Raw genomic sequence first — 24,381 nt, 5'->3', positions numbered from 1 at the left:
CTTGTCAAAGTGAAATGACGAAAAAAGACAATGAGTTTATTATCGAGGGAAAAGTAAATTATCTACGGGATGGATTCGTCAAGGTAATCATTAGAAAAGGTGAGGGGCTTGTAACTCTTGATAGTGCGAAAGTCAATGATGATTCCACTTTTGTTTTAAAAGGTATTATTGAAGATCCCCAATATGCGCAACTAAATTTCTTTGATAAACAAATCGGTATTTTTCCATTGACGCCTGATAAATTTACTGCCCAAGCCGACGGAAATCAAAGCGGTGGAAAATTTGAAGTATATGGAACCGAAGAAGCTGCACTTCACAAAAAGCTCACTTCTACCATTGAGGACTATCAATTGGATTTAATGGAACTCAAACAAAAACTAACTTATGCAATGGGCGCCAATGAGGAATCAAAATCTGACGATATCAGAAATGAATTAATTGGAAAACTAGATTCTCAGAATGAGTGGGTTAAATCCTTTGTTGATTCCCTTGGAACAGGAAATATCGTTGCAGGATATGCCCTGGTAAATTATCTCAATCCTGTAGAACAATTTGACTATTTTGATCAAAAGGTCAAGGAAATAGAGGCCAAAGAAGAATTAAATGAATTTGAAATTAGATTTATTAGCCAGTTTAATAATAAAAGAGCAGAGATCGAACAGGCGGTTGCAGAGCAAAAAATCAAAAGAGAAATGGAGCAAAAATTGGCAATTGGAAAGCAAATGCCTGACATTGCCCTTCCCAACCCCGAAGGTAAAACTTTAAAATTATCAGATTATCGCGGAAAGGTCGTTTTAGTTGATTTTTGGGCAGGATGGTGTCGACCATGTCGACAGGAAAACCCAAATCTTGTAGCAGCTTACAAAAAATACAACAAAAAAGGATTTGAAATATTTGGGGTATCCCTCGATAAAAACAAGGAACAATGGCTAAATGCAATAGAGCAGGACAATATGACCTGGCCTCAGGTATCTGATCTTCAATACTGGCAATCCGGTGTTGTAAAAGATTTCAATATTACCGGAATTCCGGCTAATTTCCTTTTGGATGAGAAGGGGATAATAATCGCAAGAAATCTACGCGGACCTGCACTTCATTCTAAATTAGAACAGGTATTATAAAAAAGGCGGAATTGCTTCCGCCAGGATTATTTATTGAATAGAGCTAAATTTACTTGATAATAAATCTTTTTGAATAGGTATTATCTCCGGATGTTAGTTTTAAGAAATGGATACCCGGCTTGAGATTGAAATCTTTGCTATTTACCCTGACTGTATTCCAACCGGATTGAATAGTTTTTGATAAATCAATATGTATTGGCTGGCCAATTATATCTATAATTTCCGCGCTTGCTTTTTCATTGCCGTTGAGGTAAAATTGAATTGTGAACGATCCTGAATTTGGATTTGGATAAAGATTAAATTCACCAAATAAGTCTTTTCTAAAGCCTGTTGTTAAAGGCACGGGTTGGTCAGAGTCGGAAATATGAATGTCGTCCAACCAAAGATTGTTTCCCGAATTCGCATTGAACCTGAACATAAACTGAACATTATCCATTCCGGCATAATTTGAAATATCATAACTTACAAAGTTCCATTCACTTGTATCTGTTGGTATAAAAGCTGTATTTGTAGTTGCGACAGTATTAATAATATTAGCATTCCACGCTTTTACGAAATTAAAAGTGAGACCACAGTCTGTGCTTACCCAAAGTAATATATTTTCAAGTTCATTGCTTTTTTGAGCATGCGCAACTTGAAAGTTTAAAAATGCATTACCTGCTTGCATTTGTGTCAGATCAGCAAGAGGTGTGATTAAGTCAAATTCTCCTGAGGAATTAAAACTAAAATTATTTAAATATAAACTTGCAGGAGAAGAGTAATAAGCATTGCTTGACCTTTGAAATTGAAACAAACTTCCACTGGGTTTGGCAGTGCTCCAAATCAAACTTGGATCGATTGCTGAAGGCCAATTCTGATCATCTAATTGTTCTAAATAGGGTCCAACATAAGATCCTGATCCAGGAGTAATCGTAATATGATCGGTTCTTGTCAATACCTGAGAGGATCCACTTTGATTAGATACCGTTAATGAAACATCAAAATCACCAGCGGAATCATAGCTGACAATAGGATTTCTATCACTTGAGTTGACTGGGTTGCCCCCTTCAAATACCCAATTATAAGTCCAGGTATTCTGATCATATGTAGCGTTATACGATTCATCCCTAAATGATAAAACAACACCTTCACAACCAAGTCTAATAGGCGCCCTAAAATCAGCAATAGGAATGCAAACAGGTAAATTGGCATATGTAGCGCTATCGGTACCTGTAGCTATCAGATTGGTCTGAGTCCATAAGTTATTTCTTCCTCCTACTGAACTGTTCAATGTCGCCTCGGCCCTGAGCATTTGACCAGCTGTAAACATTAAACCGCCTGCGCAATTTCCATATCCGTAGTCCATCAAGTTTTGATTATTATCTATACTTCCACATGACATGGAAGACAAATTAATGCAATCGTTATTTCCAATGGTATTGGGAGTATCACCAACAAGATCATCAAATGCACAATTTCCCGGATCTCCATTTGGTCCTCCATTACCCCAGGTGTGAAATAAATTTAATGAATGCCCGATTTCATGCGACATGTAACGCGCATTGAAATTATTTGTAGAGGATGGGGGCAATGAGCCAAAAACTGTATATTCTATGACTACTCCGTCTCTTCCGGCCGGCCAGTCAGGAAAGGAAGAATAGCCGAGAAAACCATTGGGAACATCAATATCATTTACAACCCAAATATTCAGATATTGATTTCTTGGCCATTGAATAGGTGGAAATCCTATATAATTACTATTGACATATCCACCCTGATAAGTATAAACCGGGTCATGAACTCTGTTTATTCCATTTGTACAATTACCGTTGGGATCTTTTGTTGCAAGTCGAAATTCAATATCAAGGCCACCGATTATTGGTTTAAATTGGGCTGCCACCGCACCTGTATCTGGCTGAAGACCCTGAAAGTCTTCATTGACAATCCTTAACATGTCATGAATATTAGCATCAGGTAAGTTTTCAGCTCCATAATTATGCATCACATGAACAACAACCGGAATTACATATTGGGCCTGAGTTTTTTGCCCTAAACGTGTTTCAGTGAAGTGTTTTATAAACGATTCTTGCTCCTTCGATTTCTTATTCATCTCAGGGAATTGTTGCCTGAGTATTTGATCAACCTGATCAGTTCCACAGAAGGAATTAACATTTTGGGCTAAAACTATATCCGGAAAGAAGATTATTTTAACCAATAGCATAATAATTAATAACTGCTTTGGGTCAAATTGAATGGCATTCATTTTTTGATTATTTTTTTAAATACTTTCTTTCGAATTTATTTGATTATCATGCTTTGATTTAACCGTTGAAATAAAAAAGGAGGACAATGCCTCCTTTAATTAAAATATTTAATAATTATTGAATTATTAAGCGTTTTGAAAAAACCTGATTTCCTGAATTTAATTTAAGAAAATAGATCCCTTCGTTGAGTTTATATTTTTTAGTATCAATTATTGTTTTGTTCCATCCCGTTTGAATATTTTCAATTAATTCAATGGGTATTGATTTCCCAACAATATCTACAATTTCAGCACTCACATTTTCATTGCCAATAACATAAAACTCCATTGTGAAAATTCCTTCATTTGGATTAGGGTAAAGGTTGAATTCTCTAAATAAGTCCTTCCTAAACCCAACCGTTAATGGATATGGCTGATCAGAATCAGAAATATGAATATCATCCAACCATAAGTTATTACCGGAATTCGCAGAAAATCTCAATCTAAATTGAACATTATCAAGTCCTGCTAAATTCGAAATATCATAACTGATGAAATTCCAGTCACTCGTATCAGTAGGAGTGAATGAAGAACTAGATGCAGGAACTGAATTAATCGTACTTCCTCCCCATGATTTTTCAAATGAAAATGATTCACCACAGTCAGTACTTATCCAAAGTGATATTCCCTCTTGTTCACTCGCTTTTTGTGCATGAGCTACCTGAAAATTGAGAAAAGTACTCCCCGCTTGCATATTTGTGAGATCGGCAATTGGTGTAATCAAATTGAACTGACCATTTCCGTTAAAACTGAAATTATTTAAATAAATACTGGAAGGAGGGGAATAAAATCCATTGGTAGATCTTTGAAATTGAAATAAACTACCTGAAGGTTTGTCCCGGTCCCAGTTCAGGCTTACATCCGGGTTATTTGGCCATGTAGGCTCGGATACTTGTTCAACATAGGGGGCAATAAATGATCCACTACCCGGTATGATCTCAATTAAATTGCTTCTGGTATCAGTATTTGAACTTGTAGTAGGTAAACTGACGGATAAGGAAACGTCATAAATCCCTGCTGTATTATATACAATTGAAGGATTTTGCGAGGATGATGTGGCAGGCGTCCCCCCATTAAATGTCCAGTTATAAGTAAAGGAACCCGGACTGGCAAATGCATGGAATGATCGGTCGGTAAATGAAAAAGTACCGCCCTCACATTCTTTTGCTTTGTTAACTATAAAGTCTGCTGTTGGAGGACAGGCAGGATTTGCATACGAGGCATCATCGGTACCGGTGGCAAGAAGATTTGCCGGAGATACTAAATTTGCCCTATAAGATCGTATAATTTGTGTATTCTGCATTCTGGAGGACTGCTCTGTTGTAAACATATAATCACCGCAAAATGAATAATCCATGTAATTCTGGACATTGTCTATGCCCGGATCTGGACAGGTATTAGCTGTGAGGTTGCAATTGGTTGATCCTATTGTATTTGGAGTATCAGACACAAAATCATCATCGTTGCAGTTGGCAGGATCTCCCGGTTGACCTGAACCTACACCACCTGTTTGCGAACCCCAGGTATGATACAGATAAAAATAATGACCAACTTCATGTGTCAATGTCACCGAAAACTGGTTGTTACTTGGATTGATATATTGGTAGCCAATCACTACACCATCAAAAGGAGCAGGATTCGAACCTGAAGGAAGATAAGCGAAAGCAGCACTTCCTGCTCCGGGCTGCTTAACCACCCAGATGTTTAAGTATTTATCTCTTGGCCAGATAACTGGTCTGTAATTCTGTCTGGCATCATTGGTGTATACCGGATCAAAGGTTCTGGTAATTCCATTAGTGCAATTTCCATTAGGATCTTTTGTGGCCAATCTGAACTGAAAATCAGGATCACCGATTATTCCCTGAAATGCCGGAACAATTCCCGAGGTGTCCGGATTTAACTTTTGAAAATCTCTGTTTAGTTCCTCCATTATAGCTTTGATATATGAACTGGGTACATTTTCAGAACCATTTTCATGGACAACATGGAAAACCACGGGTACGGTATAAGTTATATTGGATTTTGTACTTGAATTCTGCAATCTGGACATATCTTGTTCGAATTCATCCATTTCTTTAATTAACTCAGGATTTTCGGCAATTCTTTGCTGATGCAATTGGTCTGTCAAACACCAGTGATTGCTTTGGGCAATCGAACTGAAATTGCTCGTTATGAGAAACGCGAAGGTTACTAAATTGATTAATAAATATCTTTTCATTGAATTATAATTAATGTATTGGCTGATTGTACTGATTTTTAGGTATGATCAATATCTTGAACTTTAAAAATAATACATAAAAGTTTATTTAAAGTCATCAAAATAAAAAAGGGACCCAGAAGGTCCCCATTAATACATAAATTGATATTAAAGAATTACTGAACTATAACCCTTTTAGTTATCCAATCATTTCCTGAATTTATTTTAATGAAATAAACACCGGGTTCCAATTTATAGGATTTGGTTTTTATTCTCAGGCTGTTCCAACCTTTTTTAATTGAATCTGACAACTCTATTTCTGTGGATTCTCCGATTAAATTGACCATTTCAATTTTAACTTCTTCAGCACCATTATGGTTGAATTCCACTGTAAATTCACCATTGTTTGGATTTGGATAAAGATTAAAATCACCAAATATGTCGGATTTCAAACCTGTGGTTAAAGGAACTGGTTGGTCTGAATCTGAAATGTGAATATCATCTAGCCATAAATTGTTTCCTCCATTTGCATTAAATCTGAACATGAATTGTATGTTATCCATTCCCGCATAATTTGAAATATCATAGCTTACAAAGCTCCATTCGCTTGTATCAGTTGGATTAAATGCAGAACTGCTGGCAGCTGAAGTATTTATAATATTTGAATTCCAGGCTTTTATAAAACTAAATGACTGGCCACAATCATCACTCACCCAGAGTAAAATGCTTTCCAACTCAGATGCTCTTTGAATATGAGCCACTTGAAAGTTTAGAAATGCACTTCCGGGCTGCAATTGTGTCAAATCTGCAATTGGAGTTATTAAGTCAAATTCACCGCTATTATTATATGCAAAATTATTGAGATAAATGCTTGATGGAGGAGAATAATAACTGTTACTGGATCTCTGGAATTGAAATAAGCTTCCGGATGGTTTCTCTCTTGTCCATATCAGACTAGAATCAGAATTATTTGGCCACATGGGATCATCAACTTTCTCCAGGTAAGGACCTATGTATGAACCAGAGCCCGGGGTTATTTCAACAAAATTTGTTCTTAAGTTAACCGGTGATGAAACCGAGGGAATATCAATAGAAAGACTAACATCATGTGTTCCCGGTACTAAATAAGTAACTGATGGGTTTTTTAAATTCGATGTTGAAGGTGTTCCACCCGGGAAAGTCCAATTATAAGTCCAGGTATTTTCATCTGCTAATGCATGAAAGGATTTGTCGGTATAATTAATCACACCGCCTTCACATTCTTTATTTTTATTGGCCTGAAATACGACAGTAACCGGACATGCTGGTGTACCTTGATAAGTTGCATCATCGGTACCGGTCGCTATAAGGTTGGATGGAGATACAAGGGTTGATCTAACCCATGAGAATCCTCCATTTATGGCCGCATCCATTCTTGCTACCTGACCAACAGTGAACATGCTCGGGCAATTTGAGTAATCCATATAGTTTTGAACATTGTCAAGACTTGAACAAGAAACTCTGGAAAGATTACAACCACTTGCATTTCCTATAGTATTGGGAGTGTCATTTACATTGTCATCATCATTACAATTTGAAGGTAATCCAGGGTTATTGGTTTGTCCCCAGGTATGATAAAGATTGAAATAATGACCGGTTTCATGCGTCAGTGTTCTCGTGCTACCAACTCCAAATTGTGAATATAAAACCACTATTCCGTCAAATCCCTGTGGTACATTTTGAGATGCAAGATAGGCGTAACCACCGGCACCGCTTGCAATTGATTTTACAATCCAAACATTCAAATATTTGTCTTTATCCCAGGCATTAGGTTTAGGTACATTGCAAGAGCCACCTGGGCATCCGCCGTGATTCGTAAATGTTGGATCGTATATTCTGTCAATACCATTCGTGCAATTGCCATTTGGATCCTTTGTGGCCAATCTAAATTCCATGTCCATATCTCCGATGATCGGTTGGAATGAAGATGCAATAGATGAAGTGTCAGAATTTAATTTTTGAAAATCCCTGTTCAATTCATCAAGAGCCGCAATAATTTGAGCATTGGAAATATTTTCGGGTCCATTTTCATGAACTACGTGAAAAACAATTGGAACAACGAAAGTTGTCTGACTTTTTCTTTGAGGATTTTTAGATAGATAACGAGCTATATCCGCCTCAGCTTCTTGCATGTTTTGGGCCATTTCAGGATACAGTTTTATCATGTCTTCACGAGCTTGATCAGCACCACATTTGATGCTGTGTACATGCTGGGCAAATGATCCAGAGATTAAGAATACACTCAGTAATAGAATAAGACTTAGGTATTTCATTTGTAATAATTTAATCATTTGATGTTTTTTATTAGAGAATAGATAATTAATTATTGTTAAAATCAATTAAGCAGGCCCAAAGTTCCCTTTTTTTATTTTGGTCAGAAATTAGTTCTTTAAGGGAATATGTTTTTAGTACTTTGGAATTGTTGATATTCGACCAAGAATTCAAAGAAAGGTTATTTTTACCCTTATGCTCCTGTGCCGCAAAAATAAAAATATATGAGTATTCAAAATTGTGGTTCTCCCAGGCTGATTTTGAATAGGCCCATGCGAAATCATTTTTACCAATCTTTATTGAATTCATAATATTTTCAGCCAAAACCAATTCCTCATCATGAGGATGAGAAAAATCATCATTGATGAAAAGACATAGAATAACACTATCTCTTTTTCCATGGATGTCCAATTTTTTGTTTAAAGAACCTGGCGTTGCTTCAGGAATTTTGTAAATGCCTTCATCAAATAAAATTGATGCAATTTTTGAACTAATCATTATTCAATAATGAGTTTTGTGTTTATTCTTTTATTGGTTAAAGGTTTAAGCAAATACATTCCGGCTGGCAAATGACTCAAATCGATATTTATTCCTGTCTGGTTGGGATCAATTGTAAAACCTGCAACTATTTTTCCAAGATTATTTATCACTACAAACTGTGTTCCCTTATCCCCGAAGAAATTTCCCGGTTCTATTGTGAAAAAACCGCTTGAAGGATTTGGAAAAATTTTAAAATACTGATTTTCAATTGAATTACTTATTTGAGTTAATGGTGACTGCGAAATTTCAAAATCATCAATGTAAATATTATTTCCTCCAAGTGATTTAAACTCGAGTTGAAATTTCAGATTATCCTGACCTGCAAGGTTTGATATATTTAATGAATAGGGTGCCCATTCATTAGAGTTAAGAGGAACAAACTCAGAACTGCTGATTTTTGACCGACTGTATAAATAAATACTCAATTCTGATTTCAGAAGATTCCATGTAGCCCCACAATCATTGCTGTAGGAAATATTTAAAAGTTCAACTTCACTGTTTCTTTGCGCATATGCAATCCAAAAATTGAGATAGGCATTGCTTACTTGTGTTAAATCAGCAACCGGACTGATCAATGAATTTTTTTCTCCATTTCCTGAATTATTAAAATTTCTGATTTGCAGACTTGCAGGAGCACTAAAAAATGCATTGGTATTTCTTTCCCATGTAAAAGCAGAATTGTTTTTGTTATTTATATCCCAGGAAAGACTTTGATCGTTTTGATAAACGGGAAAACCCGCTTCTGTAAAAAATACTTTTCTAGGAGCAATAAAATTTCCCGAACCATTTAAAATATCGATATAATTGCTTTTGGTTAGGACAGCTGATGATCCATTGATATTACTCACAGTAAGGCTGACATCGTATTGACCGGCCTGATTATAAGTTACAACTGGTTTTTCCAGACTTGAACTTGCAGGTGAACCTCCCGGAAAGGACCAATTGTAGCTCCATGTTGAATCTTTAATAGCATTAAAAGAAAAATCTTCAAATTGAAATGAACCATTAACGCAATTGATTTTTTTATCAACAGAAAACTGGGCAACCGGTGCACAATTTGGTGCAGTAAAAAAATAAGCGTCATCGGTTCCTGTGTTAATCAGGTTTTGGGTTGATGTTAAATTAACAAGATTGTTTATGCTTGTTAATGCACTTGTCATTCTGGCAACCTGACCCTGACTAAACATGTTTTGACAATCGTCGTATGACATGTAGTTTTCAATTTGATTTTTTACATCTGTTGTAAAAGGTGAGGGGCCCTGGGTATCATTTGTACACGAATTTAAATTTAAATTACATCCCTGAGTAGGTGAAGAAGCAGGGGGCGTATCACAGACAAAATCTCCGGAACTGCTACAATCACTTCCACATGATCCATTGAAGGTGTGGGCTAAATTCAGTGCATGTCCAACTTCGTGGGTTGGAGTCCTTCCCTGATATATAATATTACCTATTCTTCCCCAGGCATCGTTGCGATTTACAAGACCATATAAAGGATTATTTCCGTTACTTGGATAATAAGCATATCCTAAAATTACTCCACCGCCTCCGGTGAAGTTTTCAATATCATTTACGATCCAAATATTAAAATATTTCGTGTTGTCCCAGCTGCTAATTAATGCATCTTGCCCTCCAAAATTGTTGGTTTTAGAATCATTTACTCTAACAATACCATTTGTGCAATTGCCATTAGGGTCTTTTTTGGCAAGTCTGAATTCTATATCGAGTGAGCCGGCATAAGGTTTGAAAAAAGCTCTCGTATCGGTGGTATCAGCATTTTCACGTTTAAAATCCTCATTTATTTGATTAATTCCATCCAATACCTGAGCATCGCTTATGTTTCCATTGCCGTTAAAGTGAATTACATGGACAACGGTTGGAACAATAAAGGTAGTTTTGGCTTTTGTCCCTGCTTGTAATTTTGCCAGTTCATTGAAACTTGATAATTCTCTTAAATAGTCCGACTTTTTTTCCGGACTGGTTAAAAAGAACTTTTCCATGGCCTGATCTGCAGCGCAAGGTATTGTTTTAACTGACTGACCTAGTGCTAATTGACTTATTAGTATCAGTGTAATTGTGAATGAGTAAGAGACTCTTTTCATTGTATTAATTTAATGTGCAATTATAAGGAATTTAGATCTACCAGCCTTCTTTTCCCTTCAATGGAACAAATACGAACATGCCATGATCTTCCTCCCTAAATTTATCTTCTGTTTCTCTAACAACGCGAAGCATGGTTTGGGTTTGATGTTGACCCACAGGAATAATTAATCTACCTCCGATTTTCAATTGTTTTTTTAATGATTCAGGAACTTTTGGAGCACCTGCAGTTACTATAATACCATCAAATGGAGCTTTTTTGGTCAAGCCAAGTGTGCCATCACCTAAAAAACAGTTTACTTTATAACCTAGCCTGGAAATAATCTTTTTCGAACGTTCGTATAATCCTGACACTGATTCTATGGTATATAGATCTACACCCATTTCTGCTAATACACAAGCCTGATAACCCGATCCGGTTCCAATTTCCAATACTTTATCGCCTTTTTTAACTTCAAGCAGTTCTGTTTGTCTTGCTACGGTATATGGTTGTGAAATAGTTTGATCATAACCTATTGGAAAGGCCTTGTCTTCATAGGCGTGATGCAAAAGTGCATTGTCGAAATAAATATGTCTGGGGACTTTTGAAATAGCCTCCAATACATTTTCATCTTTTATACCTTTGCTCTGAATTGTCTTAACTAATCTTTTTCTTAATCCCTTATGTTTGTAATCATCCTTAAATACCATCAGAAATTATAGCTTTCTCCGTTAATAATTAATAGCTACTTTTAAAACTTAAGCCTATCAATGTTTAAAACTACATTAAAATTATTTTTCCTTAGCTTAATTCTTGCTGCTTGTGATGTAATAAATCCATCAGAAGAAATACCCAGCTATTTAAAGATTTCGAAATTTGAAGTTGAGGGAATTAATGATTTACCGCCTTCGGCCAATGTTCAGGATGTATGGGTAACAGTTGATAATATTTTTATTGGTGTTTACTCATTTAATGATGAAAGCATAACAATTCCTGTTTTAAGATCGGGATCTAGTTTAGTTACATTAAGACCGGGAATAGTCAAGGATGCGGGATTCAACAGTATACATGAAATATATCCTTATTATAATGGGTATACAGAGCAATTAATATTAGAAAAAGGTGAAATAATTGAAGTTAAACCAAATACTTCTTATACCGATGATGCTTTTTTTGTTCAGGAAGCAACGGATGATTTTGAAACCGGTCTAACCCGAAAGTACAGATCCTGTCTTGGCTGCCCTTCTACATTACAGGTAATTAACAAAGATTCCTCAAACAGCGAATTGTTTATAGATATCAATGGAACAGCACTTGGTCTTGTCGAAATAAGTGCAGGCTCAACCGATAGCATAAGTTTTATAACATCTGAGCAATTTGGAGTCCCATTAAATGCAAGCCAGGTTTGGATGGAATTCGATTACAAATCCAATATTATTTTTACTACAGGATTGGAAATAAATAGTCAATTTTATTTTAGAATTACGCCTTTTTTGACAGCCAGCCCTGATGGATGGACAAAAGTTTATTTTGCATTAATAGATGATTTTTCAATTGCACCAGGACAAGCCTTTAACCTCGTGTTTAGTAGCCCTCCCTCAGACGGTTCTGAGGATTATTACCTGGCGATTGACAATATACGATTGATTGTACCGGAAATTTGAAACGAAGAATCAATACTGTCCTTTTTGTATTTGCAGATTATTTTATTTCTGTAATAGCCTATGGTATTTTTTACCAGTATAGAAAATACATTCTCGATGAAGAGATTATCGGGTTAACACCAAAATTTGTTTATGCTTCACTTACGGTGGGCTTGTTTTGGATATTAATTTACTGGTCCTGGGGATTTTATGATAGGGTACATAGAAGGTCGCGCTTAAAAGATACCTTTTCTCTAGTCGTTTCCACTTTCTTTGGGGTAATAGTCCTTTTTTTTATCATATTACTCGATGACGTCGGTGTTACAAAATACACCCAATATTACCTCACATTTTCAGCTCTATTTGGAATTCAACTGATCGCCATTCTGATTGAAAAGTTAATTCTCATGACCTGGTTAAAAAATCAAATGATAAAAGGGAAAATTCAGTTCAATTCCATAATTATTGGCACTGGGGATGTGGCTGAGGAATTGCTCTCAGAACTCTTAAAATTTCACCGATATCTGGGATTAAATATTATTGGGGTACTTTATCCTGATAATTCTAAATTTAACCCTGAGCTCAATTTACGAGATTTTGGTAGTCTAGATAATCTGGAAAAAGTAATTCGAAGAACAAATACCGAAGAGGTAATAATTGCACTTAATTCAGAAAACTACCCCAGACTTAGTGAAATTTTAGACCGCCTGGCTGGAATCGATGTAAAGATTTCTGTTACTCCTGATATCTACCAAATTCTATTAGGATCTGTTAAGGTGAGTCATTTTTTTGGAACACCACTTATCGAAATCAGACAGGAACTGCTGCCTGGTTGGCAGAAGCTAATTAAACGTTTTGGAGATTTTACCATCTCTTTGCTGGTATTAATCATTGGTTCGCCATTAATCCTGATTTTTGGAATTATCACTAAAACAACGTCCAAAGGTCCGGTGTTTTTTAAACAGGAAAGAATCGGATATAAAGGCAGAAAATTTAAAATTTTAAAATTCCGATCGATGTATATGGATTCTGAAAAAAACGGTCCGGCATTGAGTTCAAAAAACGATACTAGAATCACACCTTGGGGCAGATTTATGAGAAAAACGCGAATTGATGAAATACCGCAATTCATCAATGTTTTGAAAGGCGAAATGTCAATAGTTGGCCCAAGGCCTGAAAGACAATATTTTATTGATAAAATAATCGAGCGCGCACCTCATTACCGACATTTGCATAAAGTAAAACCGGGAATAACTTCATTGGGCCAAATAAAAGTCGGATATGCAGAAAATATAGATCAAATGATTAAACGATTGAAATACGACATTATTTATATGGAGAACATGTCAATAGCATTAGATCTACGCATATTATTCTTTACAATTTTTATCATTTTACAAGGAAGAGGGAAATAATGTTTACCGGTATAATTGAAAATCTTGGCGAAATTAAAACCATTAGAAAGGAGGGTACAAATATTCACTTTGGGATAGATGCACCTTTCAAGAATGAATTAAAAGTCGATCAGAGTGTTGCCCATGATGGTGTTTGTCTTACTGTTACGGAAGTTGATGAAAGTCTATACAATGTTACCGCAATAGAAGAAACCTTAGACCGGACAGCATTAAAAATATGGGAAAAGGGAAGAATCATTAATTTGGAAAGGTGCATGCCAGCCAATGGGAGATTCGATGGTCATATTGTTCAGGGACATGTTGATCAAATTGGCATTGTCGAAAAAATTGAAAATCATGAGGGCAGTTGGAAATATTTAATTTCATACGATGATAAATCGGGAAACATTACAGTTGAGAAAGGCTCAATTTGTGTTAATGGTGTTAGTTTGACTGTAGTAGATTCTGAAAAAGGATTGTTTAGTGTGGCAATTATTCCCTTTACTTTTGAGCACACCAATTTTAAACATTTTGAAAAAGGCACACCGGTAAATCTTGAATTTGACATATTGGGGAAATATATTCAAAAAGTGATGGCACAGCATGCTTGAAAAATCGATTGATTATACAGAGTCAATTAATTAATGTTTTCGCTTATGGCATATTCAATTATATTTGCACCCATTTTTAAGGCTAATTGTCGAACCGATTCGGGATCATTATAGATTTCCTGATCCTCCCAGCCATTACCTAAATCACATTCATAGGTATAAAATACAACCAGTCTTCCTTTATGAATTATCCCGTATCCCCGGGGAGCTTCATTATCGTGTTCATGCACTTTGGGTAATCCCTGGTCAAAATCATAAGTCTGATGATATATAGGATGTGTAAAAGGCACTTCAATTAATTCCGTTTCCGGAAATACTTTTTTTAGTTCCTCTCTTATGAATTTGTCCAGACCATAATTATCATCGATATGCAGGAAACCACCTGCTTCAAGATATTTTCTAAGATTTTGGGCATCTGAATATGAGAAAACTACATTGCCATGGCCAGTCATATGTATAAAGGGATAGGAGAAGATATCCGGGCTGTTTACATGAACTATGTCTTCCTCTTTGTAAATGTTTGTCTTTAAATTTTTGTTGCAAAAAGCAATCAAATTGGGTATTGAGGTTTTATTGGCATACCAATCACCTCCTCCGTCGTATTGAAGTTTCGCAATTTTAAACGAAGCCTGACCTTTTACCTGAAAGCCAAATAAAATCATTAAAACAAGTACAAAAACGGATTTAAAAAAGGTGCTTTTCATTGAATACAGTTTATGCATTAATTTATTTAACGATAAATTTTCAAATTGTTGAATTAAAATTAAATCAAATTAAGATATAAACATGATACGATTCCCGCCGTTTCAGTTCTTAGTCTCGAGTGGCCCAGACTCAAAGATTTAAACCCGACCTCCTTTACCAAATTGATCTCCTCGCTTGAAAAATCACCTTCGGGGCCTACTAAAATCAAATACTCATTTTTGTTTTTATTTATATCCTCAAACTTTTTCTGTCGTGAAGGATTCGAATTATCTAAATGTGCAATATATTTTTCTTCAATATGAAGATTTTTATGAATGAAATTTTCAAGGGGTTCAATGGGACTCCATTCAGGTAAAATAAAATTCCCACTCTGTCTGGCAGCAGATAAAATTGTTTTGTCAATTCGTTCTTGCTTTATCACATTTCGAATGCTATGTCTGCTTTTGATAAAAGAAATTTTGTCTATCCCTATTTCAACAGACTTTTCAATAAACCACTCAACTCTATCTATTTTTTTGGTAGGGGCAATGGCAATATGAATTTTGTGTTTTCTCAGGCGCTCTATTTTTTTTGACTCGACTATGGAAACTTCCATTTTGTCGCTCTTTGAATTTTTACATTCCAACACCTGTAAATGTCCCAATCCATCAAAGGCATGAATTATATCCCCATTTTTTATTCTAAGTACTCTACTCGCATAATGGGATTCTTCCTTAGAAAGAAAAGTGCTATCCGGATCCGGTTTGTAGAAATAATTGATAGACAATTGATTTGATGTCTATGCAAGTTAAGCTTTGGTCGATTAAGAAGAAAAAATTTTTAGCAATTCAATAAATTCCCAGTCGAATTTGATTTATCCACCAGAGTATTTATTTAAGCCATTTCAAAACCCTATTTTCGCTCGGTGAATCCCCCTGAAAAAGTATTCTCACTGGGAGTTTGGTACATGCTCGCGGCGACCTTTCTATTTACATTAATGAATATTTTTGTAAAGCTAGTTCCACATATTCCGGTGATGGAAATAATTTTATTTAGGTCATTGATTTCTCTGATCATGAGTTATTCCGTAATCAGGTATAATAAAATTTCACCATGGGGAAACAATAAAAGATTTTTATTTCTAAGAGGATTTTTTGGCGTATTGGCGCTGGTGTTATATTTCACAACACTTCAAAATATGCCGTTGGCAAGTGCAGTTACAATCCGTTATCTCACTCCAATTTTTACAGCTATGTTTGGAATCTATCTTCTTGGAGAAAAAGTATTCAAAACCCAATGGTTGTTTTTTGCAATATCGCTAGCCGGAATTATATTAATTAAAGGCTTCGATACCAGGATTTCTACTATTCATTTTTTAATGGGAGTGGGTTCTGCATTCTTTTCGGGAATAGCCTACAATAGCATAAGGAAATTACGCTTCACGGATCACCCGATGGTCATCATAATGTATTTCCCGATTATTGCGCTTCCTTTTTGTATAATTTATTCATTTTTTGACTGGGTGACTCCGTTAGGGCTGGATTGGCTTTATCTTCTATTGATTGGAATTTTAACACAATTCGCGCAATACTTTATGACTAAAGCTTATCAGGCCGATGAGGCCCAGAAAGTCAGTACGATAAATTACTTAGGATTTATTTTTGCTTTAGCTGCGGGCATATTCATATTTAACGAACATTATTCCCTAAAAATAATTTTTGGAATGCTTCTGGTACTGGGTGGAGTTATTCTTAATATTTTTTATAAAAAGTATCGCTACAATAGAATGATGGCAAAAAAGAACTAGGATTGGTCTTCTGACAATAACTTTTCTACGTAGGAAATATATTCATTTTGAGCATCTTCCATTGTTTTACCTCTTAAAGCAGCCCAGGCTTCGTGTTTAGCTTTGGCCACAAAATCAAAGGCATTTTCCGGTGCAGCCCCAAGATTATCACCGCTGCTTCCTTGTTTGTACAAGGCATAAAGTTTTAATAATTGATCGTTATCCGGTTTACTTGATAGCGTTTTTACTTTTTCCTGTGCTTCTTCAAATGTCATTATTCTACTATTCTTAGATTAACATTATTAAATTCTCCATTTAATACTTCAATGCTCTCTCCTGAATCCAAAGGCAAGGCATTGAATGAAAAGGTACCGCTTATTAATTTGGCATTCAGGTCGAGATTCAATATATCAACATTGCAATTATTGGAAGAAACAAATGTTGACTTACTTTGAACGTCATAATAAGTCCCTTTGGCTATTTGAGAATTAAAAGTGCCTTCAGAGGTTTCCTTTACAATTAAACTGATGTGGTTTCGGATGATTCCATCGCTGCTCAGATAGCCTTCAACATGGATTTCGTTACTTAAATAATTAATTGTGGCTGAATTTTCAGATCCGGATGACCATGGGTTTCCATCCAGATCGGCAATCATATCTCCATTTAAGTCTACAGAAATAGGATCTGCCAAATCGGGCCCCTTACAAGAAGTAACAATTAGAAACAGTATAAACAAGAATATTAATCGCATATATACTTGATAAAAATAATCATTTAAATCCTCTAGACCACTATATGGACTTTTAAAAATATAAATATTAGAGTAATTCAAGTTTTATTCGGATAGAATCTGTTTAAAATGCCTTTCATTTAGATTTTTTTGAGTTTCAATTTCAATAATTTTGGCACTTTCTGAATTATCATATAATGTCTTCAAAATTGTTGATAACTCCTCAAAATTTGTGATTTTATTATAATCCATTGCAAAATCTCTGGCAGAATTTAAGGCATTCAAATTTTGCCTTGTGTCAAAATATTCATCCAACTCCGGTTGTTTGTCAGGCCCATCAATAACCCTGAAAATACCACCTCCGTGATTGTTTAAGAGGATAATTCTTAAATTTTTTAAATTGTAATTATGCCAGAATGCATTTCTATCGTAAAAAAATGCAAGATCACCGGTTATTAATAAATGTTTCTTTTGATTCGATAGTGCATGGCCAACGGCAGTACTGCTACATCCATCAATACCGCTTGTTCCTCTGTTACAAAACACTTCATTTCCTTCATGGATTAGATCCTGAAATAGATTGACATATCTGGTAGAAAGGCTGTTAGACAAATGTAGATTAATGTTTTTTGGTAATTTTTTGATTATTTCTGATACGACTGAAATTTCAGAAAATTCAAAACCTTCCAATTTAGAATCTCTGGAAACTTTGCATTGATGGTCCTGTTCCTTCCATTTTTTAACAAAACTGATATCCGATTCGAAAAATGATTGCACAGATTGAATAAATCTTAATTCCGGCACCTGAATTGTTTTTTGAAGTTTTGAATAAGTATCATGCGCGTCGTAGAATCCGACTTGCCAATGCACCAGGTTGTCCTGATTTCTTAGGTAGTTTTTGAGTGATTTGGATAGTATTGATCTGCCCAGACTGACAAGCAGATCTGGTTTGGGAAGTTCATCAGCGAGTTTACTTTTAAGAAAAAGGTCATGGTTGCAAATGAAACTTTCTTTAGGATGTAAATTAGAAATGTGATCGCCGATGATGACCGCATCTTCATCCTTTGAGATTTGAGCTAAAAGTCTGTTTAACTCTTTGTTTATTGGCATTTGCCCAACCAATATCATCATTCTCTTGAAAGAATTCATCTCTTTCTTGAGCTCAGTAGCACCAAAATGAAAATTGACAGGATTGTTTGCGCTTATAACGGGTAAATTTTTGCTGAAGGTTATTTTTTCGGTTTTAGCCGGGTATAAGGGTTCTCTTAAAGGTACATTGATGTGCACCGGCCCCTGTGTTGAAATGCTCTTATTAATAATTTCATTAATTGACCTTCGTACAAAAACTATATTTTTATCTAATTCCAGATTTACAGGCAAATCAATAGAATCAACAATGTGGTTTTTAAATACATGGCTTTGTCGAATGGTCTGTCCATCCCATTGATCAATTAATTCAGGAGGCCGATCTGCAGTTATTACAATTAGCGGAATTCCTCTGTAAAAAGCTTCTGTAATTGCCGGGTAATAATTCAATACTGCCGTACCAGAGGTGCAAATTAAAGCAACGGGTTTTGAACTGCTCTCCGCCATGCCCAGCGCAATAAATGCCGCAGATCTTTCATCAGAAAAAGTATATGTTTTTAGTTCAGGATGCCTAACCATGGAAATAGTCAAGGGAGCACATCTCGATCCCGGGGACATAACTATATCTTCAACACCTTTTAGATGTAATAAATGTGCAATGTCATAATGGGTTTGATTAGGCATGAAAATGGCGTTTTAAAGCATTTAATTTATTAGATGTTTCTAAATATTCTTTACCGGAGTCAGAATCAGTCGTAATTCCGGCGCCCGCATATAAAATAGCTTCTTGCTTTAATAATTGCATGCACCTCAAATTAACATAAAATTCAAATTCACTTGAGCTTTCAATAATCCCAAAAAAACCAGAGTAAAATTCACGTTCATAATTTTCATTATTATTTATATAATCAATGGCCTTTTTTTGAGGGATTCCACTAACTGCCGGACTGGGATGAAGTGCCAAAACAAGTTGCATAGCCACATCCTGAGCAATTTCTGCTTCTATACTGGATTTTAAATGGATTAAGTCTCCTGTTTCAACATTTTCCGGGCCTCTTGAACTTAATAACCCGGGTGATAAATTGTTTATTTTTTTAATAATAAAATCAGTCACCAATTCTTGTTCAATAATCTCTTTTTCAGTCCATTTTTGACCATTAAGAAAATCAGATTTTTTAATTGTTCCGGCCAAAGCAACTGTTTGAAATATATTTTCTGAACTAAACTTACCTAATAACTCCGGGCTGGCTCCAAACCAACAGGCTTCATTTGGAATATGAATTAAATAAACCATACATTCAGGATAGGCCGCTGATATTTTCTCAAAATAAGAACCTAATTCAAACCCTTTTGGAATAGATTGAATTTCACAGCGCGACAAGACTATTTTTTTAAAGTCGCCTTTCCTAATATTTATTAAGGCTTTATCCACCAAATCTTTATAGTCCGTGTTGGATTTTAAGGGTTTCCAACTTTTTATTTTGATTAAAGAATCTATGTTTTTGGGGAAAGAATTTATCACTTTTGATTTTCCCTGAATATGATAAGCCAGATTTCTGTTCAAATCGAATGGGGCTAAAACAAAACCCTCGCCTGGTTTTTGGGATATATTTGTTTTTATCCAGGGGCCACTTAAAAAATTGAATTCTTTTTCAAATGGTTTTTTAAATATTACAAATGCCTTATTCTTTTCTAATTTGACCATGGTGGCATTGTGCTAAACCTTAAATTATCTTTTGTCTATGACAGCTACTGTTAATCGGCTAATACAAACAAGATCGTCTTGCTCATCAATGATTTTAATTTCCCAAACATGCGTTTTTTTGCCAATATGTATGGCAGAGGCTTTTCCAGTTACATAACCAGCTCGCACACCTTTGATATGATTTGCATTTATCTCAATACCAACGCAGAATTGTTTTTTACCATCAACACATAGTTGTGAAGCCAAACTTCCAAGCGTTTCTGCAAGAACAACTGACGCCCCTCCATGTAATAGTCCAAAAGGTTGTTTTGTTCTATTATCAACTGGCATTTTTCCTTCAAGGTAATCATCTCCAATGTCTGTATAAACAATATCGAGATGTTCACCCATATTTCCCTTATTTATCTTATTTAATTCTTTGAGACTTGGTTTATGTTTTATCATGATAGGTGTTAACTTCGCGCAAATTTTATTAAAAATTTGGGAGTCAAAAAAATATATCTAATCAGACATGGGCAAACCGATTTCAATTTAAAAGGAATTGTGCAGGGAAGTGGCGTTGATGCGGGCTTGAATGATTTTGGAAGACTTCAAGCAGAAACGTTCTTTCAGGCCTATCAACATATCCCCTTTGATAAGATATATACTTCAAAGTTAAAAAGAAGCTGGGAAAGCATTGAAAAATTTATTGAGAAAGGCATTCCATGGGAAAAACTAGAAGGGCTGAATGAAATTTCATGGGGAAATAGAGAAGGGCAGGCCATAACACCTGAAGAAGATGCTTATTATCACCAAATGCTGACGCTTTGGAAAAAAGGCGAAACACAACACAAGATTGAGGGCGGAGAAAGTCCGGAAGATGTTGTATATCGTCAAATTGAAGCTTTTAATCATATCCTTGCCCAGGAAAATGAAAAATGTATACTTATTTGTATGCATGGACGGGCCATGAGAATATTACTAACACATTTGCTGAATTATCCTCTTAAGGATATGGATACATTTGAACATGCCAATCTTTGTCTTTATGAACTGGTGTACACCGGAACGATGTTTCACATTTCAAACTTCAATGATACACGACATCTCAGTTCTATTCATTTGAATCAAACGCATTAAGTGCGGATTTAGACTGATGTTCAATGCTTTGGCTGTATGGGTATTTTCTGTATTCCAGGGCCTTATTGTAGTATAATACTGCCTTCTCTTTTTCGCCTTTGGATGTATAAATATGACCTAATTGAAGACAGGAATTAGGGGCAAAATAATAGTTGGCATCACCCTGAATTTCAATGCATTTTTTAAAGGCGGGGATGCATAAATCGAAATTTTTTAAACTCTGTTCAATCCTCGCTAATCTATAATAATATTCAATTTCATGTTCCTCATTTTTATTTGATGATAAGGCATACAATTGAATTTGATTTTTTGCTTCATTAAAATAACCTCCATCAAATAGCAATCTCGACTTTAGCAAAACCTTTTCAGGTAACTTTTTATCACCAAAAAACTTTTGGGCATATTTATCTGAAACAATCAAATCAGATTCATCCTCAATTTTTCTGTTCATCTCCAAGTCGGTCTTACTAAAATCACCAAGAAGATAGTAAGCATAAAGCAGTTTTAAACGCGCATTAGAAGTAAATCCTTTGCCGTAATAAGTGAGTAAAAAATTTTTATAGTTAAAAATCGCATCCTCATACTCCAGTTTTTTTAAATGTAACTCGCCTCTGATAAGAGAAACTATGGGTTCCAGATGTATAGGTGGAAATATCCATTTGTTTTTATAGATCTCTTCAAGACCTTTTTCATTTTCTCCCGCTTTATGACAAAAAATTATAAATGAAAGAGAGGCCAGTTTTGTATCATAAGGCGCAAGATTTTCTAATATTCTAAATCCTTCATTTTTTTGATCCAGAATGAAAATATATACGTAACTAAGGAAAAGATTGGCCTCAAGTTGAAAATCATTTTCGCTATTTACACATTTTGATAACTCCTTAAATCCACGGTCTAAATTATTTTCAAAACCAAACAGATTGGTTAACCAATGGAATTCTTCAGGGATTGCAGATAGCATAATATGAAGAAGGCCCAGAGATTTATTGACTTCAATAAAATCAGGGTGCATCGCTTGAAGATCAATTAAGCTTTTATACGCCCTTCTTAAGAGTACACCACATCTTAAATATTCACCAAATCGCCAATGGATTAGTGCCCATTGAAGATCTATCTCTGCACTACAAAAGGTTTTTATCTTTTCACTGCTTCCTGAAACCTCAATATTTTCCAATCTTCGAGCATGTCTCCGTTTAAATAATTGGAATAACTCTGGATTTCCATTAATGAGCAGAAATAAAAAATCATTGTAATTCTCTGCCAGCACATAGTAGGCATTTGTTGCAACCTCTAATTGACTTGTGTCTATGTTTAATTGGTAGAGTCGTTGAAATTGTTCTTTGGGGAATTTATTCTCATCGGCAAATGAGTTTTTACCAACAATGATTAGAACAAAAAAAATGTAAAGTGTTTTTTTCAAAGCCTGAAAATAAAAAAAGTCCCTTTTAGAGGGACTTAATTCTTAAGCTTTTTTTGCTGTGGTTTTCTTTTTAGTGGTTGTTCGTGTAGTTCTCCTTTTCTTTGGTTTTTCTTCTTCTACCACCTCTTCAACATCAGCGAGAATTCGACCGGAATGTTCATCCAAAACAATTTTCTTTTTCTCCTTTATCTCAGCAATTTTTTGCGGAGGAATTTGAATAAAGCTTCCTTCTACAGCACCATTTTTAACGGTTACTACAGCCATTCCATTTTTCACATTGGCTCGAAGTTTTTCGTAGTAATTTAGGAGTCTTTCTTCAACCTGGTTGACTGATTTCTGTCTGTCTTTCATCAATTTTTCTTCCTCATCCTGTGACTCAGAAATAATCACATCCAGCTCTTTCTTTTTATTCTCCAGATCGCTATTTCGGTTATCTAAAAGAGCCTGAGTTTCACCCACCTGTTCCTTCTTTTGCTCAATAACTTCGTAAGCTTCCTTGATTTTTTTCTCAGAAACCTGTATTTCAAGCTCCTGTAATTCAATTTCCTTTGTGATTGCATCATACTCCCTGTTATTTCTAACATTCATTTGCTGCTCTTTGTACTTTGCAATCAGCTTTTCAGAATCCTTGATGTTGTTTTTTCTATTAGCAATTTCTTCATTAAAATTGGCTATTTCATCGTTGGTTCTTTGAATTCTGGTTTCTAAACCAGCGATTTCATCTTCCAGATCTTTTAGTTCCTCTGGTAAATCTCCTCTAAGCCTTTTAATTTCATCGAGTTTGGTATCGATTGATTGAAGGTTTTGAAGTGCTTTAAGTTGTTTGGCTACGTTATTAGTACTTTCCATGTATTAAGTTGAGTAATTAATCGGATTCGTATTCACCTCTGAAAATTGGAGTGCAATATTAGGGAATTTTCCTGATAAAACCTTATGAAAAATCTCTATTGTAAACCGCTCACTTTCATAGTGCCCAATATCCAGTAAAAGGATTTCAAAATTGGCTTCAAAGAATTCGTGGTATTTTACATCACCTGTAATAAAGGCATCTGCATTTTCCATAATTGCATCCTTTATTAAAAAGCTTCCGGCACCCCCACATAGTGCTACTTTTTTAATCTTCCTGTTCAGGAAATCACTGTGTCTTAAGACTTCTATCGACATAGCCTTTTTTACTTTTTCAAGAAATTCTGATTCGTTTAAAGATTCTCTTAATTCTCCAATTAGACCGGCACCGGTCATTTCATCTTCTTTGACCCTCAATATTTTTGTATTGATCAAGTCCAGCTTTTCGGCTATTTTATTGTTTACACCTAAATAAACATTGTCTAAATTGGTATGGGAAGCATAAATGGCAATATCATTTTTTATGGCTTTTCTAACTGTTTTTTCTACATAGTGCTGATTTTGTATTTTTTTTAAGCCGGTAAAAATAATAGGATGGTGAGCGATAACTAAATTGCATTTTTTTTGAATGGCCTCTTCTATAACCTCCTCCGTTGAATCCAAACAAAAAAGGATAGCGTTGACCTCAGTTTCGGGATTTCCTATAATTAATCCGGCATTGTCGTAATTTTCCTGTAATTGCAGGGGAGCAAATTCTTCAAGACTCCCAGATATGTCTTTAATTTTTGTCATAATAACATCAGTTTTGTGTTATTTTGATTCGCAATT

General features: G+C 35.2%; 22 protein-coding genes. 6 read left to right on the top strand and 16 right to left on the bottom strand.

Features of this window, described 5'->3' with window-relative positions:
• The first annotated feature begins 14 nt into the window (after window positions 1-14).
• Complete coding sequence (locus HZR84_02525) at window positions 15-1,121, top strand: AhpC/TSA family protein (GenBank protein QNL20862.1); 1,107 nt, start codon at window positions 15-17, stop codon at window positions 1,119-1,121.
• Between the two features lie 49 nt (window positions 1,122-1,170).
• Here HZR84_02525 and HZR84_02520 read toward each other — a convergent pair whose 3' ends face one another.
• The 6 genes from HZR84_02520 to HZR84_02495 form a co-directional block, all read right to left on the bottom strand.
• Complete coding sequence (locus tag HZR84_02520; protein QNL20861.1) at window positions 1,171-3,363, bottom strand: T9SS type A sorting domain-containing protein; 2,193 nt, start codon at window positions 3,361-3,363, stop codon at window positions 1,171-1,173.
• A gap of 115 nt (window positions 3,364-3,478) precedes the next feature.
• Window positions 3,479-5,620 (bottom strand): T9SS type A sorting domain-containing protein, encoded by a 2,142-nt coding sequence (locus tag HZR84_02515; GenBank protein QNL20860.1) that lies wholly within the window; start codon window positions 5,618-5,620, stop codon window positions 3,479-3,481.
• 155 nt (window positions 5,621-5,775) lie between these two features.
• Window positions 5,776-7,911 (bottom strand): T9SS type A sorting domain-containing protein, encoded by a 2,136-nt coding sequence (locus HZR84_02510; GenBank protein QNL20859.1) that lies wholly within the window; start codon window positions 7,909-7,911, stop codon window positions 5,776-5,778.
• A 46-nt stretch (window positions 7,912-7,957) separates the two neighbouring features.
• The gene (locus HZR84_02505) at window positions 7,958-8,407 is read right to left on the bottom strand and encodes a DNA polymerase III subunit psi (protein QNL20858.1); all 450 of its coding nucleotides are present in this window, start codon (window positions 8,405-8,407) and stop codon (window positions 7,958-7,960) included.
• The gene (locus HZR84_02500; GenBank protein ID QNL20857.1) at window positions 8,407-10,551 is read right to left on the bottom strand and encodes a T9SS type A sorting domain-containing protein; all 2,145 of its coding nucleotides are present in this window, start codon (window positions 10,549-10,551) and stop codon (window positions 8,407-8,409) included. Before HZR84_02500 ends, HZR84_02505 begins: the two co-directional genes overlap by 1 nt.
• A gap of 37 nt (window positions 10,552-10,588) precedes the next feature.
• A complete protein-coding gene (locus HZR84_02495; GenBank protein ID QNL23166.1) occupies window positions 10,589-11,242 on the bottom strand; it encodes a protein-L-isoaspartate(D-aspartate) O-methyltransferase in 654 nt (217 codons plus the stop codon).
• Window positions 11,243-11,299: 57 nt separating this feature from the next.
• Between HZR84_02495 and HZR84_02490 the strand changes: the two genes are divergently transcribed.
• Genes HZR84_02490 through HZR84_02480 form a run of 3 tightly spaced genes read left to right on the top strand, consistent with a single transcriptional unit; the run spans window position 11,300 to window position 14,177 of the window.
• Window positions 11,300-12,193 (top strand): hypothetical protein, encoded by an 894-nt coding sequence (locus tag HZR84_02490; GenBank protein ID QNL20856.1) that lies wholly within the window; start codon window positions 11,300-11,302, stop codon window positions 12,191-12,193.
• Entirely contained in the window at window positions 12,190-13,587 is a 1,398-nt protein-coding gene (locus tag HZR84_02485) for a sugar transferase (GenBank protein ID QNL20855.1), read from the top strand. The genes HZR84_02490 and HZR84_02485 overlap by 4 nt, the downstream gene beginning before the upstream one ends.
• Window positions 13,587-14,177, top strand: coding sequence for a riboflavin synthase (locus HZR84_02480; GenBank protein ID QNL20854.1), 591 nt, complete (start codon window positions 13,587-13,589; stop codon window positions 14,175-14,177). The genes HZR84_02485 and HZR84_02480 overlap by 1 nt, the downstream gene beginning before the upstream one ends.
• Window positions 14,178-14,203: 26 nt before the next feature.
• Here the strand turns inward: HZR84_02480 and HZR84_02475 are convergent, their stop codons facing one another.
• A complete protein-coding gene (locus tag HZR84_02475; GenBank protein ID QNL23165.1) occupies window positions 14,204-14,881 on the bottom strand; it encodes a DUF4159 domain-containing protein in 678 nt (225 codons plus the stop codon).
• A 59-nt stretch (window positions 14,882-14,940) separates the two neighbouring features.
• A complete protein-coding gene (locus HZR84_02470) occupies window positions 14,941-15,648 on the bottom strand; it encodes a 16S rRNA (uracil(1498)-N(3))-methyltransferase (protein QNL20853.1) in 708 nt (235 codons plus the stop codon).
• A 180-nt stretch (window positions 15,649-15,828) separates the two neighbouring features.
• Between HZR84_02470 and HZR84_02465 the strand changes: the two genes are divergently transcribed.
• On the top strand, window positions 15,829-16,668 hold the full coding sequence (locus tag HZR84_02465; GenBank protein QNL23164.1) for a DMT family transporter: 840 nt from the start codon (window positions 15,829-15,831) through the stop codon (window positions 16,666-16,668).
• Here the strand turns inward: HZR84_02465 and HZR84_02460 are convergent.
• From HZR84_02460 to HZR84_02440, 5 genes are all read right to left on the bottom strand, one after another.
• Entirely contained in the window at window positions 16,665-16,922 is a 258-nt protein-coding gene (locus tag HZR84_02460) for an acyl-CoA-binding protein (GenBank protein ID QNL20852.1), read from the bottom strand. The two genes, HZR84_02465 and HZR84_02460, sit on opposite strands and share 4 nt — an antisense overlap.
• Window positions 16,922-17,398 (bottom strand): hypothetical protein, encoded by a 477-nt coding sequence (locus tag HZR84_02455; protein QNL20851.1) that lies wholly within the window; start codon window positions 17,396-17,398, stop codon window positions 16,922-16,924. The genes HZR84_02460 and HZR84_02455 overlap by 1 nt, the downstream gene beginning before the upstream one ends.
• An 84-nt stretch (window positions 17,399-17,482) precedes the next feature.
• Window positions 17,483-19,147: a 2-succinyl-5-enolpyruvyl-6-hydroxy-3-cyclohexene-1-carboxylic-acid synthase gene (gene menD, locus HZR84_02450; protein ID QNL20850.1), complete on the bottom strand. Its 1,665-nt coding sequence runs from the start codon at window positions 19,145-19,147 to the stop codon at window positions 17,483-17,485.
• Window positions 19,140-20,168 (bottom strand): chorismate-binding protein, encoded by a 1,029-nt coding sequence (locus HZR84_02445; GenBank protein ID QNL20849.1) that lies wholly within the window; start codon window positions 20,166-20,168, stop codon window positions 19,140-19,142. Before HZR84_02445 ends, menD begins: the two co-directional genes overlap by 8 nt.
• 24 nt (window positions 20,169-20,192) lie before the next feature.
• On the bottom strand, window positions 20,193-20,612 hold the full coding sequence (locus HZR84_02440; protein ID QNL20848.1) for a hotdog fold thioesterase: 420 nt from the start codon (window positions 20,610-20,612) through the stop codon (window positions 20,193-20,195).
• A 36-nt stretch (window positions 20,613-20,648) separates the two neighbouring features.
• Here HZR84_02440 and HZR84_02435 point away from each other — a divergent pair, with 36 nt between their 5' ends.
• On the top strand, window positions 20,649-21,287 hold the full coding sequence (locus tag HZR84_02435; protein ID QNL20847.1) for a histidine phosphatase family protein: 639 nt from the start codon (window positions 20,649-20,651) through the stop codon (window positions 21,285-21,287).
• On the opposite strand, the gene HZR84_02430 is transcribed toward HZR84_02435, so the two are convergent.
• From HZR84_02430 to HZR84_02420, 3 genes are read right to left on the bottom strand one after another with little or no spacing between them, the layout of a single operon-like run.
• Window positions 21,262-22,707: a tetratricopeptide repeat protein gene (locus HZR84_02430; protein QNL20846.1), complete on the bottom strand. Its 1,446-nt coding sequence runs from the start codon at window positions 22,705-22,707 to the stop codon at window positions 21,262-21,264. The two genes, HZR84_02435 and HZR84_02430, sit on opposite strands and share 26 nt — an antisense overlap.
• A 42-nt stretch (window positions 22,708-22,749) precedes the next feature.
• Complete coding sequence (locus HZR84_02425) at window positions 22,750-23,556, bottom strand: hypothetical protein (GenBank protein QNL20845.1); 807 nt, start codon at window positions 23,554-23,556, stop codon at window positions 22,750-22,752.
• Between the two features lie 3 nt (window positions 23,557-23,559).
• Window positions 23,560-24,345, bottom strand: a complete 786-nt coding sequence (locus HZR84_02420; GenBank protein QNL20844.1) for a Nif3-like dinuclear metal center hexameric protein — start codon at window positions 24,343-24,345, stop codon at window positions 23,560-23,562.
• Between the last annotated feature and the right edge of the window lie 36 nt (window positions 24,346-24,381).

This window comes from Hyphobacterium sp. CCMP332, assembly GCA_014323545.1.
Classification (GTDB): domain Bacteria; phylum Bacteroidota; class Bacteroidia; order Cytophagales; family CCMP332; genus CCMP332.
This window is presented reverse-complemented; position numbering and strand designations above follow the sequence as displayed.